Consider the following 20,690-nt stretch of genomic DNA (forward strand, 5'->3'; position numbering starts at 1 on the left):
TGCGCAACCCGGCCGAGGCGATCACCGCATCGCCGCCGACGGCCGCCAAGCCGAGGAACGTACGGCTGACCGACCTGGAGGGGCGGACGGGACCGGCCGGCCTGCCGGAGCGGTCCGTCGCTCCGGCGGTTCCGGCCTCCCCGGCCCTGCCGCCCGCCGAGCCGGTGGCGGCGCCCGCGCCCGCCGCGGTACGGGCGGACGCGGCCCCGGCGAAGGCCGTGGGCGAGCTGCGCCAGGAGCTGAGGAGCGGCCTCGCCGACGTCCTGCAGATGCCGGAGGGCGACATCGACCCCGGCCGCAACTTCATGGACCTGGGCCTGGACTCCATCCTCGGCGTGGAGTGGGTCAAGGCCATCAACAAGAAGTACGGGACCGACCTCGCCGCCACGAACCTCTACGACCATCCGTCGGTGCGCGAACTCGCGGACTTCGTCCGGGGCGAACTGGCCGCGTCCGCGCCCGCGTTCGCGCCCGAGCAGGCCGCGCCCGTCCAGCAGGCACCCGTGGCGGCGGCGCCCGACCGTCCCCGGATCCCGAAGGCCGTCCTGCTGGAAGGGGTGCGCACCAGCCTCTCCGACGTGCTGTTCCTCGCCCCCGAGGACATCGCCGCCGACCGCAACTTCGTCGAACTCGGCATGGACTCCATCGTCGGCGTGGAGTGGGTGAAGGTCCTCAACAAGAACTACGGGACGTCGCTCGCGGCCACCCAGCTGTACGACCACCCCACGGTGCGCGAGCTCACCGACTTCCTGCTGACGCTGGTGCCGTCGGCCTCCGTGCCCGCGCCGGCCGAGGTCGGCGAGCCCGTCGCGCACACCGCGCCGGCGGCGGACGAACCGGTGGCGGACGAACCCGCGCCCGCCGCCCGGGCCACCGACAAGGTGGCAGTGGTCGGGATGTCCGGGCGCTACCCCGAGGCGGCGGACCTCAACGCCTACTGGGACAACCTCCGCGGCGGCCGCGATTGCGTGACCGAGGTCCCGCCGTCGCGCTGGGACGTCTCGCGGTACTACGACCCCAGCCCCGGCCAGGAAGGCAAGACGTACTCCAAGTGGCTGGGGTACCTGCCGGACGCCGATCGCTTCGACCCGCTGTTCTTCAACATCTCCCCGCTGGAGGCCGAAGGGATCGACCCGCAGCACAGGCTGTTCCTCCAGGAGGCCTACCGCGCGTTCGAGGACGCGGGGTACGACCCGCAGTCCCTCGCCTCCCGGAAGTGCGGCGTCTACCTGGGCATCAGCGGCAGCGAGTACAGCTTCCTGGTGTCCGGGGGCGACGGGCCGTCCGCGTCCGCGACGAGCAGCAGCAACGCCATCGCAGCCTCGCGCATCTCCTACTACCTCAACCTCAAGGGCCCGGCCGTCGCCGTCGACACGGCCTGCTCGTCGTCGCTGGTCGCGCTGCACTTCGCCCGGCAGGCGCTGCTGAGCGGTGAGATCGACATGGCGCTCGTCGGCGGCGTCTCGCTGTACCTGCTCCCCGACACCTACGTCGGCATGTGCCAGGCGGGGATGCTCTCCCCGGAGGGGCGGTGCAAGTCGTTCGACAACGGCGCCGACGGGTTCGTGCCCGGCGAGGGGGTCGGCGCCCTGGTGCTCAAGCGCCTCACGGACGCCGAGGCCGACCGCGACCACGTCCACGGCGTCGTCGCGGCGTCCGGCATCAACCAGGACGGCAGGACGAACGGGATCACGGCGCCGAGCGCCGCCAGCCAGAGGGAACTCGTCCGCACGGTCTACGACCGCCACGGCATCGACCCGGCGACCATCGACTACGTCGAGATGCACGGTACGGGCACGAAGCTGGGCGACCCGATCGAGCTCTCCGCGCTGGGCACCGTGTACGGCGAGTCGGGGGTCCCCGCGCGGTCCTGCGCCATCGGGTCGGTGAAGAGCAACATCGGGCACACGTCCGAGGCCGCCGGGGTCGCGGGCGTGCACAAGGTGCTGCTGAGCATGCGGCACGGCACGCTGGCGCCGTCCCTCAACTTCGAAGTACCCAACGAACACTTCGACTTCGAGAACTCGCCCTTCCGCGTCGTCACGGCCCCCGAGCCGTGGAAGACGCCGTCCGGCGACCGGCCGCGGCGCGCCGCCGTCAGCTCGTTCGGGTTCAGCGGGACCAACGCCCATGTCGTACTGGAGGAGTACCGCGCCGGGGGGAGAGGCACCCCGGCCGAGCCGGAGCCCGTCGTCGTCCTCCTGTCCGCCAGGACCGGGGAACAGCTGGACGACCTGGCCGAGAACCTGCTCGCGTTCGTCGACGACGAGCCCCGGCCCGACCTGGCACGCCTGGCACACACGCTCCAGGTGGGCCGGGAGGCGATGGAGGAACGGCTGGCGTTCGTGGCGGGCTCCCTGACGGAGGTCGTGCGCGGGCTCAGGGCGCATCTGGACCGGGCGGACGACGGCGCGCTCGTGCGCGGCCGGGTGACGCCGGACCAGTCGGCCCGTCAGGAGGACGACGAGCGGCAGCAGTCGCTCGTGCGGGCGTGGACCGCGGACAAGGACCTCCGGCGGCTCGCGCAGGCATGGGTCGACGGCTGCGTCGTCGACTGGCCCGCACTCCACGCGGACCCCGCGCCCCTGCGCCTGCCGTTGCCGACGTACCCCTTCGCCGAGGAGCGGTACTGGGTCGAGCCGAAGCGGCGTGCGACGAGCACGTCGACCGCGGTGCTGCATCCGCTGCTGCACCGCAACACGTCCGGGTTCGCGGCCCAGCGCTACACCTCGACGTTCACCGGCGACGAGGACTTCCTCACCGGCCACCGCGTGCAGGGCCGGAAGGTCCTGCCCGGCGCGGCGTACCTGGAGCTGGCGCTGGCCGCGGTGGCCGACGCCTCGGGAGCGGCGCGGCCCACGGGGATGGCGCTGACCGGCGTGGTCTGGTCCCGGCCCTTCCAGGTGGGCGACCGCCCGCGCGATCTGCACATCACCCTGCGCCGGGACGACGCACGGACCACGCACTTCGAGGTCCTCGCACCGGCGTCGGACGCCGACGGCGAGGCGACGGATCCGGTCGTCCACAGCGAGGGCTCGGTCGTCCCGCTCGCGGAAGCCGCGGTGGTCGATGCGGACCACATCGACCACGTCGACCGCATCGACCGCATCGACATCGCCCGGCTCCGTGCCGAGTGCGGCGCCCGGGAACTGGACGCCGCGCAGGTCTACGCCGCGTTCGGGGCTGCGGGCATCGAGTACGGCGACTCGTTCCGCTGTGTCGAGCGCATCGTCGTCGGCGAAGGGCAGGCACTGGCGCGGCTCGCGCTGCCCGGCGCCGCGCAGGGGATCCCGGACGGCTACCTGCTGCACCCGGGGCTCATGGACGCGGCCCTGCAGGCCGCCCTGGGAGTGCTCTGGAACACCACGGACACCTCACGTCCCCTGCTGCCGTTCGCCGTGGAACGCGTCGAGGTGCTCGGTTCCCTGGAGGGCACCATGTGGGCCTGGGTCCGTGAGGGTTCGGACGGTCCGTCCGACGGGTCGGCACGCCGCCTGGACCTCGACCTCTGCGACGACACGGGCCGCGTCCGCGTGCGGGTGAGGGGCTTCGCGGTCCGGGCCGCGGGCGGCGGCGCGCCGGAGGACGCCGGCATCCTGCTGTTCCCGCGCTGGGAGAGGCACGAGCTGCCGAAGCCCGCGCGGAGCACGGACGGTCCGCAGCACGCGCTGGTCTGCGTGGAGCAAGGGGCCGTCGCGGATGCGCTGGCCTCGGACCCGACGTGCGAGGTGGTGGTCCTCACCTCGCGGGCGACCACCGCCGACGGCCGCTACGCCGACTACGCGTTGCAGGTCTTCGAGAAGACGAAGGCGATCCTGCGCGACAGTCCGCGAGCCGAGACGCTCGTGCAGATCGTGGTGCGGGACCGTCCGGAGGCGGCGGCCCTGTCCGGCCTGGGCGCGCTGGTGTGGAGCGCGCGCCAGGAGAACCCGGGGATCCTGGGACAGGTCGTCGTCGTGGACGACTACGACGACGTGGCCGCCCTGCGGGCACGCCTCGCGGCCGAGCGGCTGCACCCCGAGGACGCGACGGTCCGGTACCGGGACGGGCGGCGCGAGATGGTCGTGTGGGACGAGGAGCGCGCGGCGGACCGGCCCCGTTCCCCGTGGCGGACCGGGGGCGTCTACCTGATCACCGGCGGCCTCGGCGGCCTCGGGCGCATCTTCGCCGAGGAGATCGCCGGGCAGGCCGACGACGTCACCCTCGTGCTGACCGGCCGCTCTCCCGAGACCGAGCGGTCACGCCGGTTCCTGGCGGAGCTGCGGGCGGCGGGGGCGCGGGTGTCCTACACGCGGCTCGACGTCACCGACCGGGCCGGCGTCGAGGCCCTGGTCGCCGACACCCTGCGCGACGCGGGGCGCATCGACGGCGTCATCCACAGCGCGGGGGTGCGGGAGGACAACTTCATCCTCAAGAAGTCCGGCGAGGAATTCGCCCGCGTCCTGCCGCCCAAGGTGAGCGGCACGGTCAACCTCGACGAGGCGACCCGGGACGTGGACCTCGACTTCTTCGTGATGTTCTCCTCCGGCGCCGCGGTGACCGGCAACATGGGCCAGGCCGACTACGCGACGGCGAACGCGTTCATGGACGCCTACGCCGATCGCCGCCGGCACCTGGTGACCCGCGGCGAGCGTCGCGGCCGCACGCTCTCCATCAACTGGTCGCTGTGGGCCGAGGGCGGGATGCGCCCCGACGCCACCGGCGAGGAGGTTCTCCGCGAGCGTTTCGGCATCACCCCGCTGCGCCGCGAGGCGGGGCTCGAGGCCTTCGCGCGATGCCTGCGGACCAGTCACCACCAAGTGCTCGTCGTCGCGGGGGACGTGGCGGCCTTCCGAAGCGCCCTCAAGGCACAGCACCCGAGCGAGGACATACGACCCATGAGCGCCGAGAGCAGGACGGCAACCCCGACGCCGCAGGAGAAGGACCTGGCACCGGCGGCGGTCAACTACATCAAGTCGCTGCTCGCGACGGCCTTGAAGGTGCCGTGGCAGCGCATCGAGGCCGACCTCCCGATGGACCGCTACGGCATCGACTCGGTGATGGCGCTGACCATGACCAGCAAGCTGGAGGAGGTCTTCGGGCGTCTGCCGAAGACGCTCTTCTTCGAGTACCGGAACATCACGGCCCTGGCCGGGTACTTCCTCGCCGTGCACGAGGCCCGGCTGCGGGAGCTGCTGGGGGCCGGAGCCACCACGGCGGCTGCCGGGACGCAGGTGCCCGAGCCCGAGCCCGGGCCCGGACCGCGGACGGCGGTCGTCACGGCGCCCGCGGCCGCTCCGGCGGCGGTCGTGCCGCCCGTGGCCGACATCGCGATCATCGGGTTGGGCGGGCGCTACCCGCAGGCCCGCAACCTGCGCGAGTTCTGGCGCAACCTGTCCGACGGCAGGGACAGCATCGTCGAGATCCCCCGCGACCGCTGGGACCACAGCCTCTACCTCGACACGGACGGCTCGCAGCAGGGCAAGACGTACTGCAAGTGGGGCGGTTTCCTCGACGACATCGACCGGTTCGACCCCCAGTTCTTCAACATCTCGCCCCGTGAGGCCGAGGTGGTCGACCCCCAGGAGCGGCTGTTCCTGGAGTGCGTCTACGAGACGCTGCAGGACGCCGGGTACACGCGGGAGGCCCTGCGCGAGTACCGCTCGAACGGTGTCGACGGCAACGTCGGCCTGTTCGTGGGCGTGATGTACGACGAGTACCAGCTCTACGGGGTCGGCGGGCAGGGGCCGGAGAGCACCCAGGTGATACCGGGCAACTCGGCCTCGATCGCCAACCGCGTCTCGTACTTCTGCGACTGGCACGGGCCGAGCGTCACGGTGAAGACGATGTGCTCGTCGTCGCTGACGGCACTGCACCTGGCGTGCCAGAGCCTGCGGGTCGGCGACTGCGAGGTGGCGGTCGCGGGCGGTGTCAACCTGTCGCTGCACCCCGCCAAGTACCTGCTGCTCGGGCAGACCGGGTTCGCGTCGAGCAGGGGCATGTGCGAGAGCTTCGGCAGCGGCGGTGACGGCTACGTGCCGGGCGAGGGCGTGGGCGCCGTGCTGCTCAAGCCGCTCGACCGGGCGATCGCCGACAACGACCGGATATACGGCGTCATCAAATCCACCGCGGTCAACCACGGGGGCAGGACCAACGGCTACACGGTCCCCAACCCCAATGCCCAGGCCGCGACGATCGCGTCCGCCCTGGACAAGGCGGGTGTCGACGCCCGTACGGTGAGCTACGTCGAGGCGCACGGCACCGGGACCGAGCTCGGGGACCCCATCGAGATCGCGGGCCTGACCAAAGCGTTCTCCCGGGACACCGACGACCGTCAGTTCTGCGCGATCGGCTCGGTGAAGAGCAACATCGGGCACTGCGAGAGCGCGGCGGGGATCTCCGCGCTGACCAAGGTCCTGCTGCAGCTCCAGCACCGCAAGCTGGTGCCGTCGCTGCACGCGGAGGTGCTCAACCCGCACATCGACTTCGCCGAAACGCCCTTCCGGGTGCAGCGCGAGGCCGCCGAGTGGAAGCGGCCGACGGTCACCACGGCCGACGGCGAGGTGCGGGAGCACCCGCGCATCGCGGGCATCTCGTCGTTCGGCGCGGGCGGCTCGAACGCGCACGTCATCGTGTCGGAGTACGTCCCGGCGGACACGACCGCCCCGGAACCGGTGGCGGACCCGCTGTCGTCCGTCGTGATCGTGTCCGCAAGGACCGCCGAACAGCTGCGGGCGTACGCCCAGCGGCTGCTCGACTGGGCGGAGGAGGAACGGATCACCGACGCCGACCTGCCCGACATCGCGTTCACGCTGCAGGCGGGGCGTGAACACATGGAGGAACGGCTGGCGTTCCTCGCCGGCTCCGTGCCGGAGTTCGTCGCCGGGCTGCGCGCCCACGTCGAGAGCGGCGAGGCCGCCGGGCTGTACCGGGGCAGGGCCCAGCGCTCGGCGGCCGCCGTGTCGTCGTTGTTCGAGGACGAGGACCTGACCGGTGTCGTCGACGCCTGGCTGCGCAAGCGCAAGCTCGGCAAGCTCCTGGAGCTGTGGGTCAACGGGCTGAGCCTCGACTGGCGCGGCTGCTACGCGAACCCGCCGCGCCGCGTCGCGCTGCCCACGTACCCCTTCGCGCGCAAGCGGTCCTGGATCCCGGGGAGCACCCGTCAGGAGAGCGTGGCGGACGCGCCGCCGCGCGCGGAGCCGAAGCCTTCCGCGCCTTCCGCGGTGGCGGAGGAAGCACCGCAGCGGAAGGCGGCCGAGCCCGCCCGCACCACGACGCCGGCCGGCGCGGCCGTGACGTCGAAGCCCCGGGGCATCGGCCTGGCGCCGCTCGGCAGTGCGACACGGATCCCCGGAACGGTCGAGGCGCAAGCCCCCGCGCGGCGTTCCGTACCGTCCGTGACCCTCACCGCCGCGGAGCCGGTCCCCCCGAGGACCACCGGACGCACCCCGGCCCCGGCCCGACCGGTGGCCCCGGTCGCGGGCCCGGACGAGGAGACGCTCGTCGCCGAACTGACCACGCTGCTCGCCCAGGCCCTGTACCTGGCCGAGGACGAGATCGACCCGGAGGCGAACTTCACCGACCTCGGTCTGGACTCCATCGTCGGCGTGGAGTGGATCAGGGCCGTCAACAAGCGGTACGGGCTGGAGCTGGCGGCCACCAGGCTCTACGACACGCCCACGGTCGCCGGGCTGGCCGCCCACCTCAAGGCCTTGCTGCCCACCGCTCAGGAGCGGCCGCAGGTCCGGGTCGAGCCGCCCGCGGACACGACGGCGGACCACGCCGCCGAGGAGCCGGTCGCGGTCGTCGACGAGGTCCTCGTCGAGGGAGAACCCGCCCTCGACGAGGAGCGGGTGCGGGCCGAACTCCTGAGCAGCCTCGCCGAAGCCCTGTACCTGGCGGAGGACGAGCTGGACCTGGACCGCAACTTCACCGAATTCGGGCTGGACTCGATCGTCGGCGTGGAGTGGATCAAGGCGATCAACAAGCGGTACGACATCGCCCTGCAGGCCACCAAGCTCTACGACCACCCGTCCGTCCAGGAACTCGCCGCCCGCGTCGTCGCGGAGGTCGCGAGGACGGGCGGATCCGGGCGGCCCCGCAAACCGGTGGCCCCTGTCGCCGCGCCCGCTCAGGCCCCCGTGCGCGAGCCGGTGGCGGAGCCGGAACCCGTGGTGGCGCCCGCGCCGGCGCGGACCCGTCCCGCAGCCTCCGCCGACGCGATCGCCGTCGTGGGCATGGCGGGCAAGTACCCGCTCGCCGACGACCTGGACGACTACTGGGCCAACCTGGCGAACGGACGCGACTGCGTCCGGGAGATCCCGGCGTCCCGGTGGGACGTCACCGAGTACTACGACCCGCGGCCGAACCAGCCCGGCAAGGTCTACTGCAAGTGGATGGGGCTGCTCGACGACGTCGACGTCTTCGACCCGCTGTTCTTCGGCATCCCGCCGGCCGAGGCCGAGGCGATGGACCCGCAGCAGCGCCTCTTCCTGCAGGAGGCGTACCACGCGTTCGAGGACGCGGGGTACGACGTCCAGGAGCTGAGCGGCCGGAAGTGCGGCGTCTACCTGGGCATCATGAGCAATGAGTACAGCGCGCTCATGCGGGAGCAGGGCGGCGACGCGAGCTCGGCCACCGGCAACAGCAACGCCATCACGGCCGCGCGCATCGCCTACATCCTCAACCTCAAGGGCCCGGCGATCGCCCTCGACACGGCCTGCTCGTCCTCGCTCGTCGGCACCCACCTCGCGACCCAGGCGCTGCGCAGCGGCGAGATCGACATGGCGCTGGTGGGCGGAGTCACGCTCTACCTGACCGCGGAGTCCTACATCAGCATGTGCGGTGCGGGGATGCTGGCGCCGGACGGCAGGTGCAAGACCTTCGACAACGCCGCCGACGGGTTCGTGCCGGGCGAGGGCGTGGGCGCGCTCGTCCTCAAGCGGCTCGCGGACGCCGAGCGCGACGGGGACACCATCCACGGCGTCATCAGCGGCTCCGGCATCAACCAGGACGGGCGGACCAACGGCATCACCGCGCCGAACGCCGCCAGCCAGCGGGAGCTCCAGCACGACGTGTACGAGCGGTACGGCGTGGACCCCGGCTCCATCGGCTACGTCGAGATGCACGGCACGGGTACCAAGCTCGGAGACCCCATCGAACTGGAGGCCCTGGCCTCCGTGTACCGGGAGAAGACCGACAAGGTCGGCTACTGCGCCATCGGTTCGGTCAAGAGCAACGTGGGGCACACCTCGGCGGCCGCGGGCGTGGCCGCCGTCCAGAAGGCGCTGCTCTGCATGAAGAACAAGCAGCTGGTGCCGACGCTGCACTTCAACACCCCCAACGAGCACTTCGACTTCGAGAACTCGCCGTTCTACGTCAACACCGAGTTGGCGCCGTGGAAGGTGGGCGACGGCGAGACCCGCCGCGCGGCTGTGAGCTCTTTCGGCTTCAGCGGCACGAACGCCCACCTCGTGCTGGAGGAGTACGACGCCGGGGACGAGGACACCGAGCCGGTGACGACCGCCGGGACGTCGGTCTTCGTCCTGTCGGCGAAGGGCGAGGAACAGCTCAGGGCGGTCGCCGAGCGGATCAAGGACCACGTCGAAGCGCGCCCGTCCGTACACCTGCCGGATCTGGCGTACTCGCTCCAGACGGGGCGCGAGGCGATGACGTGGCGGCTGGCCTTCGTCGCCGCGACGCACGGGGAGTTCGTCGAGAAGGTGACGCGGTACCTCGCCGGCGGCCCGGCGGATGGCCTGTTCACCGGACGGGTCAAGGCCCGCCGGGGCAAGGCCGCCTCCGACGTGGGGCAGAAGCCGTCCGTCCCCGCGGGCGGTGTCCTGACCACCGCGGACGGCGAGGCGCTCGCGGACCGCTGGGTCCGGGGCGCTGCGGTCGACTGGACCCTGCTCCACCCGCAGGGCAAGCCGCGCCGTGTACCGCTGCCCGCCTACCCCTTCGCGCGCGAGCGCTACTGGCTCGGCCTGCCCGCCGAGGCCCTGCTCGCCGACGCCCTGCCCACCGAGGCCCCGACCGCCGACGTCCCGACCCCTGGCACGAACGTCCTGCTGAAGCCCGTCTGGGACGCGGTGCCCAGGCCTGAACCGGTCAGCACGGCCGCCCCGGGCGGCCGGGTCGTCGTGATCGGCGGGCCCGAGCAGTGGGAGCGGATCCGCGCGGCTCTTCCCGGTGCCGAGCGGTTCCCGGTCGGCGCCGCCGACACCGTGGAGACGCTCGCGGAGCGGCTGTTGGCGTGGGAAGGACCGATCGGCCACATCATCTGGGCCCCGGCCCCGGCCCCGGCCGAGGCCGCGGGAGGAGCCGGCGACGCACTGGTCGAGGCGCAGGAAGGCGGCCTCTACGCGTGCTTCCGTACGCTGAAGGCGCTGCTCCGCACGGGGTACGGCAAGCGTCCGCTCGAGGTGACCGTCCTGACGGAACGCAGCCAGCGGGTGCGGCGGAGCGAACAGGTGGACCCGACCCACTCCGGTATGCACGGCCTGATGGGTTCCGTGGCCAAGGAGTACCCCGGCTGGAACGTCCGCCTGGTCGACCTGGAGGGCGGGGACGACCTGCCGCTGGCGGAGATCCTGAGCCTGCCCCAGGCCGAGCGCGGCAGCATCTGGGCGCACCGCCGGAACCGCTGGTACCGGCAGGCGCTGATACCGCTGCAGGACACGCCCGAAGAGTCCCCGGGCCGTCCGGTGTACCGCCGAGGAGGCACGTACGTCGTGATCGGCGGTGCCGGTGGCATCGGCGAGGCGTGGACGGAACACCTGATCCGCGCCCACGGCGCCCACGTCGTCTGGATCGGCAGGCGGGAGGAGGACGCCTCGATCCGTGAAAAGCTGCGGAGGCTGGCGAAGTTGGGCCCCGCGCCCCGCTACGTGCGGGCCGACGCGACCGACCGGCGGTCGCTGCAACGCGCCTACGAGGAGATCAGGCGGAGCCACGCGGTCGTCCACGGCGTGGTCCACTCCGCGATCGTCCTCCTGGACCAGAGCATCGAGCGGATGGACGAGGAACGCTTCCGCGCGGCCGTCACGGCAAAGATCGATGTCAGTGTGCGGATGACGCAGGTGTTCGGGGACGAGCCGCTGGACTTCATGCTGTTCTTCTCCTCGATGAACTCGTTCATGAAGGCGCCGGGGCAGTCCAACTACGTTGCGGGATCGGTGTTCGAGGACTCCTACGCCCAAAGCCTCGCGGGGAAGGCCTCGTTCACCACGAAGATCATGAACTGGGGTTACTGGGGTAGTGTCGGCGTCGTCGCCACCCCCGAGCACCAAGAGCGCATGAGCAGGGCGGGAGCGGGCTCGATCGGGCCCGCTGACGGCATGTCCGCTCTCGACGTTCTTCTCGGCGGGGCATTCGACCAACTCGGATTGGTCAAGGACATGGGGGGTAACGCGTAGATGTGGGGCACAACCCGCAAGGAGACCATCACCACGGCCCGGACGGGCGCCCCGGTGCAACTGGACCGGCTGTGCCGGGACGTCGCGGCCGGCGTGGACGTCCCCCTCGCCGGGCTTCCCGGGGACGCGGACGCGGTCATCGACGAGGACCTGCTCGGCCGGCTCCTGCTCGACCAGTTGCGTGGCGCCGGGCTGTTCGCGCGCGGCGGTGCTCCCTCGGTCGACGAGGCGATCGCCGGGCTCCCCGTAGGTGAGGAACTGCGCCGCTGGGCCGGCGAGTCCGTACGACAGCTCCTGATCCGCGGTCATCTTCACGGCGGCCCGGCCCACATGCGCCCCGGCGGTGCGGACAGCAGCCGTGACCTCTGGGCGGATTGGGAGGAGCGGAGCGCGCGGTGGGCCGCCGACGCGGACCTGCGCGCTCAGGTCCGGCTCCTCGACGCCACGCTCCGGGCACTGCCCCGGATCCTCACCGGCGCCGTCCCCGCCACCGACGTCCTGTTCCCCGGCTCCTCGTTGGAGCTGGTCGAGGGGATCTATCAGGGCAACGCCGTCACCGACCTCTTCAACGGCCTCCTGGCCGACACCGCGGCCGCCGTCGTGCGTGCCGTCGTACAAGGCGACCGGCAGGCCCGGATCAGGATCCTGGAGATCGGCGCGGGCACCGGCGGCGGCAGCCGGAAGGTCTTCCAGCGGCTGGAGCCGTTCGCGTCCCACGTGGAGACCTACTGCTACACCGACGTGTCGCGGTCGTTCCTCATGCACGCCGAGCAGGAGTACGGACCGGAACACCCCTACCTGGACTACCGACTCCTCGACGTCGAGAAGCCGCTGGCGGCCCAGGGCATCGAGCTCGGCAGCTTCGACATCGTGCTGGCCACCAATGTCCTGCACGCCACGCGGGACATCCGCAGGACGCTGCGCAACGCCAAGGCGGCGCTCAAGGAGAACGGCGTCCTGCTCGCCAACGAGATGTCGGCGAACTCGCTCTTCACCCACCTGACGTTCGGCCTGCTGCCGGGGTGGTGGCTGTACGAGGACGCCGAGTTGCGCATCCCCGGCTGCCCGGGGCTGTCTCCGGAGTCCTGGTCGGAGGCGCTGGAGGACGAAGGCTTCGACGCCGTGCCGTTCCCCAAGACGGGCCTGCACGAACTGGGCTACCAGATCGTCGCCGCGCAGAGCGACGGCGTGATCCGGCAGGAGGCCGAGCAGCAGACCGGCGCCCGGCAGGACGACCGCAGCCCGCAGGCCGCCGCGGCGCGGCCCGCGCCGCGGCGGGAGAACCCCGCGCGCGGGGCGTCGGTCACCGACGACGTGCTGGAGCAGCACGTCCAGGACGTCGTCTTCGACCGGCTCGCGCAGGCCCTCAAGGTCGACAGGGCCAGGATCGACGCCGACGACGCCTTCATGGACTACGGCGTCGACTCCATCATCGGCGTCCGGCTGATCCACGAGATCAACGAGCGGCTCGGCGTCGAACTGGCCACCACCGACCTGTTCGACCACCCCTCGGTCCGGCAGCTGACGGCGTACGTCCTCGACGAGCACCGGGCGCAGGCCGCCGCCTCGCTGCACGCCGGGCCGACGACCGCCGCCGCCGGGCCCGAGCCGCTCCCGTCGGAGCCCGTACCGGCCGGTGCGGAGCCCTCCGGTGCGGACTCCTCCGGCGTGGACTCCGTCGGTGCCGTCCCGGCCGGTGCCGCGCGGCCGTCCGACTCGGACCGGGAGCCGATCGCCATCGTCGGCATGAGCGGCAGGTTCGGCGGTTCGCCCGACGTCGAGGCGCTGTGGGAGCACCTGGTGCGGGGGGACGACCTCGTCGAGGAGGTCTCCCGCTGGAACCTGCCGGACCCGCCCCCGGGCGCCCCGGAGTGCAGGCACGGCAGCTTCATCGACGACCACGACCGGTTCGACCCGGCGTTCTTCAACCTCTCCGGGGTCGAGGCCGCCTACATGGACCCCCAGCAGCGCGTGTTCCTCGAAGAGGCGTGGAAGGCGCTGGAGGACGCGGGTTACGCCGGGTCCGCCGCCCGGGGCAGGCGCTGCGGGGTGTACGTCGGCTGCCAGGAGAGCGGGTACACCGCGCTCTTCGGCGACGAGGTCCCGGCGCCGGCCATGTGGGGCAACGCGCTGTCGGCGTTGCCCGCGCGGATCTCCTACCACCTCGACCTGCAGGGCCCCGCGGTCGCCGTGGACACCGCGTGCTCCAGCTCGCTGGTCGCCATCCACCTCGCCTGCCAGGGCCTTTGGGGCGGCGAGACCGAGATGGCGCTGGCGGGCGGCGTCTCCGTCCAGTGCACGCCGCAGTTCTACCGGCTCGCGGGCCGGGCGGGGATGCTCTCCCCGAGCGGCCGCTGCCACACCTTCGACGACCGCGCCGACGGGTTCGTGCCGGGCGAGGGCGTCGGGGTGGTCGTCCTCAAGAGGCTCGGCGACGCCCTCGCCGACGGGGACCACATCCACGGCGTCATCAGCGGTTCCGGGATCAACCAGGACGGTGCGTCCAACGGCATCACCGCGCCGAGCGCCAAGTCCCAGGAGCGCCTGGAGACATCCGTCTACGACGCGTTCGGGATCGACCCCGGAGGCATCCAGCTGGTCGAGGCGCACGGCACGGGCACCAAGCTCGGCGACCCCATCGAGTACCACGCGCTGAAGCGGGCCTTCGGCCGCTACACCGACCGGCGGGAGTTCTGCGCGCTGGGCTCCGTCAAGTCCAACCTGGGGCACACCATCACCGCCGCCGGTGTCGCCGGGGTCATCAAGATCCTGCTCTCGCTGCGGCACCGGCGCATCCCGCCCTCGATCAACTTCGAAGTGGGGAACTCCCACATCGACTTCACCGACAGCCCCTTCTACGTCAACACGGTGGACCGCCCCTGGGAGGCGGGAACGGACGGGAAACGCCGCGCCGCCGTCAGCTCGTTCGGCGTCAGCGGGACCAACGCCCACATGGTGATCGAAGAGGCACCGCACCGCGCCCGGCGCGGCGGCGGGCACCCGGTCCACCTCGTCACGCTGTCCGCGGACAGCGCGGAGCAACTGCGCGAGCAGGCCGAGCGGCTGGCCGCGCACTGCGCGGCGCACCCCGGGCTCGACATGGGCGACGTGAGCTTCACCCTGCTGCTCGGGCGCAGGCACCTCCCGCACCGCCTGGCCTGTGTGGCGCGCGGCCAGGACGAGGCCGTCCACGCGCTTCGCCAGTGGCTGGCCACCGGAGCGAGCCCGCAGGTGCACATCGGCGGGCCTGCCGAGCGCGGACAGGGCGAGCGGGCCTCGTTGAAGGGCTACGGCAACGACTGCGTCCGCCGGTCGGTTTCGGCCGCCGACGCCGCATCCCTCACCGAGCTGCTGTCGACCGTCGCGGACCTCTACGCGCAGGGGTACGACCTCGACTACGCGGGGCTGTTCGCCGGGCAGCGGCCCGTGCGCGTGCCGCTGCCGACCTACCCGTTCGCACGCGACCGCTACTGGGTGCCCGCGGCGGCACAGCGCCCGGCGGCGCTCGAACCGACGCCGTCCGCACCGCATCCGCTGCTGCACGTCAACGCCTCGACGTTCCGTTCACAGCGCTACGAGTCCACGTTCACCGGCAGCGAGTACTTCCTCACCGACCACGTGGTGAAGGGGCGGAAGGTCCTGCCGGGCGTCGCCTGCCTGGAGATGGCGCGGGCGGCCGCCGAACTGGCCGAGCCGGACCGGGACATGACGGGGATCACCCTGCGCAATGTCGTGTGGGCGCGCCCGGTGACGGTCGGCCGGAGCCCGGCGACGCTCACCACGACGCTCACCCCCGGCCACCAGGACGAGACCGACTTCGCGATCACCGGCGCGGACGCCGTCGTGCACAGCCGAGGACAGGTGATCCGGAAGCCCGGTACACCGGCCGTGCTCGACGTCGAGCGGGTCAGGGCCGCGTGCGACCGCGCCGAACTCGACGCCGCACAGCTGTACCCGCTGTACGAGCGCATCGGTTTCGACTACGGTCCCGCGCACCGCGGTGTCGAGCGCCTGCACATCGGCCGGGACGAGGTCCTGGTGCGGCTCGCGCAGCCCGGACCGGTGCGCGACACCCTGGACGCGTTCGTGCTGCACCCCAGCCTGCTCGACTCGATGCTGCAGGGCTCCCTGGGCATGGGGGCGGCGTCCGCGCCGGAATCCGCCCTGGACGTCTCCGGGATGAAGCCGTCGCTGCCGTTCGCCCTGGACGAGCTGGAGATACTCGGTCCGTGCACGGAGGGCATGTGGGCGTGGATCCGCTACAGCCCGGGCACGGCGAAGGACGGCAAGGTCTTCAAGCTCGACATGGACCTCTGCGACGAACAGGGCTCGGTGCGCGCCCGCGTGAAGGGCATCTCCTACCGCGTTCTGGACGAGGAACCCGGTGACACGTGCGTCACCTTCCTGCCCGTGTGGGAGAGGGCGGCGCAGGGCGGCGCGGGGACGGAGCCCTCGCGGCACGTGGTGCTGCTGTGCGACATGCCCGGGCTGGCCGACGCGTTCGAGGCCCGGTGCCCGTCCGCCGAGGTGCTGCGCCTGACCTCCGCCGAGGCCGGAACGGCCGGGCGGTTCACGGAGTACGCCGTCCAGACGCTGGAGCACGTCCGACGCGTCCTGCCCGGCTCCGCGCGGCAGCCCGTGCTGGTGCAGCTCGTCGTCCCGGAGGACGGCGACCGGGCACTGGCGCTGGGCCTGCTCGGACTGCTGAAGTCCGCGCGGGCGGAGGATCCCGCCCTGCTGGTCCAGGCCGTGCTCGTCGACGCGGGCGACAGCACCGACCGCTTGGTCTCCCAGGTGCTCGAGGGCAGCCGGCGCGCCGAGGGGGACTGCATACGCTTCCGCGGTGCCGAGGCCGAGACGCTGGCCTGGGCCGAGCACAAGGCGCCGCCGGAGCGGCGGGTCCCGTGGAAGAACGGCGGTGTCTACCTGGTCACGGGCGGGCTCGGCGGCATCGGCACGCTCGTCGCGGCGGATGCGGTCGCCGGGGTCGGGAACGTCACCGTCGTCCTGGCGGGCCGTTCACCGCTGAGCCCCGAACAGGAGGCGCTCGTCGCGCGGTGGCGCGGGCAGGGAGCGGACGTGCGCCACGCCCGCGTCGACGTCGGCGACGCCGCGGCGGTCAAGGCCCTGGTCGACGGGATCGTCCGGGACCACGGCACCCTGCACGGCGTCGTCCACGGCGCAGGGATCGTCAGGGACAACTTCGTCGGCCGCAAGACGCCGCAGGAGTGCCGCGAGGTCCTCGCGCCGAAGGTGGCGGGCGTGGTGAACCTGGACGAGGCCACCAGGGACCTGCCGCTGGACTTCTTCGTCACGTTCGCGGCCGTGGCCGGGGTGTTCGGCAACACCGGGCAGGCCGACTACGCCGCCGCCAACGCCTTCCTGGACGCCTACGCGCACCACAGGCGCGGCCTCGTGGAGCAGGGCCTGCGGTCGGGTGCCAGCGTGTCCGTCGACTGGCCGCTGTGGGCCGACGGCGGGATGCGCGTCGACGAGCGCACCGAGTCGGTGATGCGAGAGCGGCTGGGCATGGCGCCCATGCCGACCGCGACGGGCATGCAGGCGCTCTACGCCGCCCTCGACGCCGCCCACACCCAGGTCCTGGTCATCGCGGGCGACGCCACGAGGATCAGGCGGACGGTGCTGCGCGAGGACCCCGGGCCGGAGCGGGCGCCCGCCCTCCCGGCCGCGGAGCGCCCGCACGCCGGCACCGACCGCGGTGCGACCGACCGCGGTGCCACGGGCCGTGAGGCCCCTCACTCCAAGGTCGTCGGGTACCTGCGCACCGTCATCTCGGAGGCCATCCAGGTCCCGGCGCGCCGCCTCGACGCGGCCGCGCCCTTCGAGCGGTACGGCATCGACTCGGTGCTGGCGCTGACCATCACCGACCGGCTGGAAGCCGACTTCGGCTCGCTGTCCAAGACGCTGCTGTTCGAGCACCAGTGCATCGACGATCTGGGCCGGTACTTCCTCGGAGCCCACGCGGACGCGCTGGAGCCGCTCCTGGGCATCGGCGCCGTACCGGAGCGGCCGGCTGCCGCACCGGAACAGCCGCTCGCCGCACCGCCCGTACGGTCGCGCACCGCGGCCGAGCCCTTCGTGTCCGAGCCCTTCGTGTCCGAAGCCTCCGCAGGACCGGCCGGACCCGGCGAAGAGGAGGCGATCGCGGTCATCGGCCTCGCGGGCCGCTACCCCGGGGCCGCGGACCTGGACGAGCTGTGGGAGAACCTGGTCACCGCCCGCGATTGCGTCACGGAGGTGCCGGCGGACCGCTGGGACCACGAGCGGGTCGCCGGCGAGCCGGGCGAAGTCCCCCGGTGGGGCGGCTTCCTCGACTCCGTCGCAGACTTCGACGCCCTGCTGTTCAACGTCGCGCCCAGCGAGGCAGCGATCATGGACCCGCAGACCCGGCTGTTCCTCGAGTGCGTGTGGACCCTGCTGGAGAGCTCCGGGTACACCCGGGAGAGGCTGCGGACCAGGCACGGCGGTCGGGTCGGGGTCTACGTCGGCACCATGTACCAGCAGTACCAGCTGCTGTCGTCCGACGTCGTCCACGAGTCCATCACGTCGGTGGTGTCCGGCAGCGCCGTCGCGAACCGGGTCTCGCACTTCTTCGACCTGCGCGGGCCGAGCATGGCGGTCGACACCACGTGCTCCTCGTCGCTGGTGGCCATCCACATGGCGTGCGAGGAACTGCGCCGGGGCGGCAGCGAGTTGATGATCGTGGGCGGGGTCAACCTCTCGCTCCACCCCAAGAAGTACCTGGGGCTGCGCATGACGGGCCTGATGGGCAGCGGCCCGGACAGCAGGGCGTTCCTCGACGGCGACGGGTTCGTCCCCGCGGAAGGCGTCGGCGCCGTCCTGCTCAAGCCCCTGTCCCGTGCCGTCGCCGACGGGGACGAGGTCCTGGCGGTGATCAGGTCGAGCGCGGTCAACCACAAGGGCCGTACGAACGGCCCCATGGTGCCCGGCGTCGAGCAGCAGGAAGCGCTGGTGGAGGAGAACCTGCGCAGGGCGGGGGTGCACCCCCGCACCGTCAGCTACGTCGAGGCGTCCGCCAACGGCTCACAGCTGGGCGACGCCATCGAGTTCGCGGCGCTCAAGAACGTCTTCGGCAGGCACACGCCGGACGAGGGGTTCTGCGCGCTGGGGACGGTCAAGTCCACGCTCGGCAACCTCGAAGCGGCGTCGGGCGTCGCCCAGCTCAGCAAGGTCGCCCTGCAGATGCGGCACGGCCAGCTCCCCCCGCCGCTGCGGCGCGGCAGGCTCAACCCCGGCCTGGAGCTCGGAGGGACCGCGTTCTACCTGCCGGAGCAGGTCACGCGGTGGGACCGGCCCGTGGTCGAGATCGACGGAGTGCGACAGGAGCATCCGAGGCGTGCGACCATCAGCGCCTTCGGGGCGGGCGGGTCCAACGCACACCTGGTCGTCGACGAGTACCTGCCCGGAGCCGACGCGCGGGTGCCCGCCGATGACGTCGCGGAGCCGCGCATCGTGGTCCTCTCGGCCCGCACCGCGGACCGGCTGCGGGTCCACGCCGGCCGGGTGCTGGAGTTCGTGAGGACGCACGAGGGGGTGTCCGTCGCCGATCTCGCGTACACGCTGCAGAGCGGGCGGGAAGCAATGGAACACCGGCTGGCCCTGGTCGCCGAGGACGCGAAGCAACTCGTCGTGGGCCTGGAGCACTTCCTGCGGGACGGGGCGGCGGAAACGGCCCCCGTACCGCTCTTCACCGGCGACACCAGGCGTGACGGTGCGGACATCGGCGCGCTGCTGACCGGGTCGGCCGGCGAAGCGCTCGTCCAGCAGCTGCTCGCCGAGAACCGGCCGGAGGACATCGCCCTGTTCTGGGCACGGGGAGGAGTGGTGCCCTGGGACCGCGTCCCGGGCGCAGGGGAAGTGCGCAGGGTGCTGTCGGCGCTGCCCACCTACCCCTTCGACAGGCAGCGGCACTGGGTCAACCCCGGCCGGCCGGACGGGACCGCGGCCGTGGCGCCGCACACGGAAGCCCGGGAACCGGCGCCGCGCCCCGCACCGGACGGGATCCCGGCCCTCGTCGCCGATCTGCTCGGCCTGCCCGCCGCGGACCTCGACCTCGACGCGCCGCTGGAAGACCTCGGCTTCAGCTCCATCCTGGCGACCCAACTGCTGCAGCGGATCCAGCGGTTCACTCCCGGGGCGGGCTTGCACGAGCTGGCCGACTGCCGGTCGACGCGGGACCTGGTGCGCCGGTTCGGGACCGCGCCCCGGCCGGCCTCCCCGGATTCCGACGAACCGGCGGAGATGCCGGAGGTCGTCCACCTCAACGGGAGCAGCCGGGGCAGGCCCGTCTTCTGGTTCCACGGCGGCCTCGGCGGCGTCGAGGCGTACGGCGCCGTCGCCGACAGCATCGAGCGGCCCTTCTACGGCATCCAGGCCAGGGGCTGGATGACCGACAGCGAACCGCTGACGGGCGTCCCCGTGATGGCGGCCCACTACGCGGCCATCATCCGGGCCGTCCAGCCCGAGGGCCCGTACGACCTGGGCGGGTATTCGCTCGGCGGAATGCTGGCCTACGAGGTCGCACGGCAGTTGCAGGAGGCGGACTGCGTCGTCGAGTCGATCACCATGCTGGACACGATGTACGGCGACGAGGTCAAGGCCAGAACCATGTCGCGCAAGGACATGGTGCTGCAGCAGGTGAACGCGCTGCTGCAGGCCGGGGCCGGGCCCGCGGAACCCGACGCGCCCGCGGCGTTCATCGCGGGCTACGAGGTGGACCTGAGCCGCGACGCCGACGAACTGCTGGACGAACTCCTCCCGCTGGCCCGGCAGCGGGGGCTGGTCGGGGAGACGGATGCGGTGCGCGAACGCATCGAGCGGAACATCCGTGTCCTGGAGGCGTACCAGGTGCTGGAGTACGAGGTGCTGCCGCTGCCCCGTCCCGAGGCGGTGACCTGTTTCTACTTCCGCAACAGCAGCGGTCTTTTCTACGGTGATCTCGAACCGGTGCTGTCGACCCAGGACGACGCCAAGGCGTTGGACCACGTTGTGTACTGGGGGGAATGGGAGAAGCGCATCCCCGATTTCCAGCGGACCGATGTCGACTCGTCGAACCACTTCCTGATGCTCAGCGACGAGTCCTCACTGTCCGCCATCCGCGCCTTCTGCAAGGTGTTCTACTCCAGCGGTCGGGAGAAGAACCGGATCACCAACGCCAAGAAGTGGGTGGGCCGCCGCCGCGCCAAGCGGCCGGCCCGGACCCGGTGAACACGCACGCACACCGCGATGGTGGCAAGAACAGAGAGGGCTTGT

At 72.2% G+C, this 20,690-nt stretch carries 2 protein-coding genes (1 of these 2 running past the window's edge); both read left to right on the forward strand.

Annotation, left to right across the window (positions count from 1 at the left end):
- Nucleotides 1-11,396, forward strand: partial view of an SDR family NAD(P)-dependent oxidoreductase gene (locus ACMATS_RS31520; RefSeq protein WP_414169804.1) — the 3' portion only. The gene continues 6,040 nt to the left of window position 1, outside the view; only the last 11,396 of its 17,436 coding nucleotides appear in the window; the start codon falls outside the window, past its left edge; its stop codon occupies nt 11,394-11,396.
- Nucleotides 11,397-20,645: an SDR family NAD(P)-dependent oxidoreductase gene (locus ACMATS_RS31525; RefSeq protein ID WP_414169805.1), complete on the forward strand. Its 9,249-nt coding sequence runs from the start codon at nt 11,397-11,399 to the stop codon at nt 20,643-20,645.
- The last annotated feature ends 45 nt before the right edge of the window (nt 20,646-20,690 follow it).

It is taken from the genome of Streptoverticillium reticulum, from assembly GCF_047456005.1.
Lineage (GTDB): Bacteria > Actinomycetota > Actinomycetes > Streptomycetales > Streptomycetaceae > Streptomyces > Streptomyces reticulum.

Coding starts and splice junctions, on each gene's coding strand:
- ACMATS_RS31525 (WP_414169805.1), top strand. CDS start 11,397: ATGTGGGGCACAACCCGCAAGGAGACCATCACCACGGCCCGGACGGGC.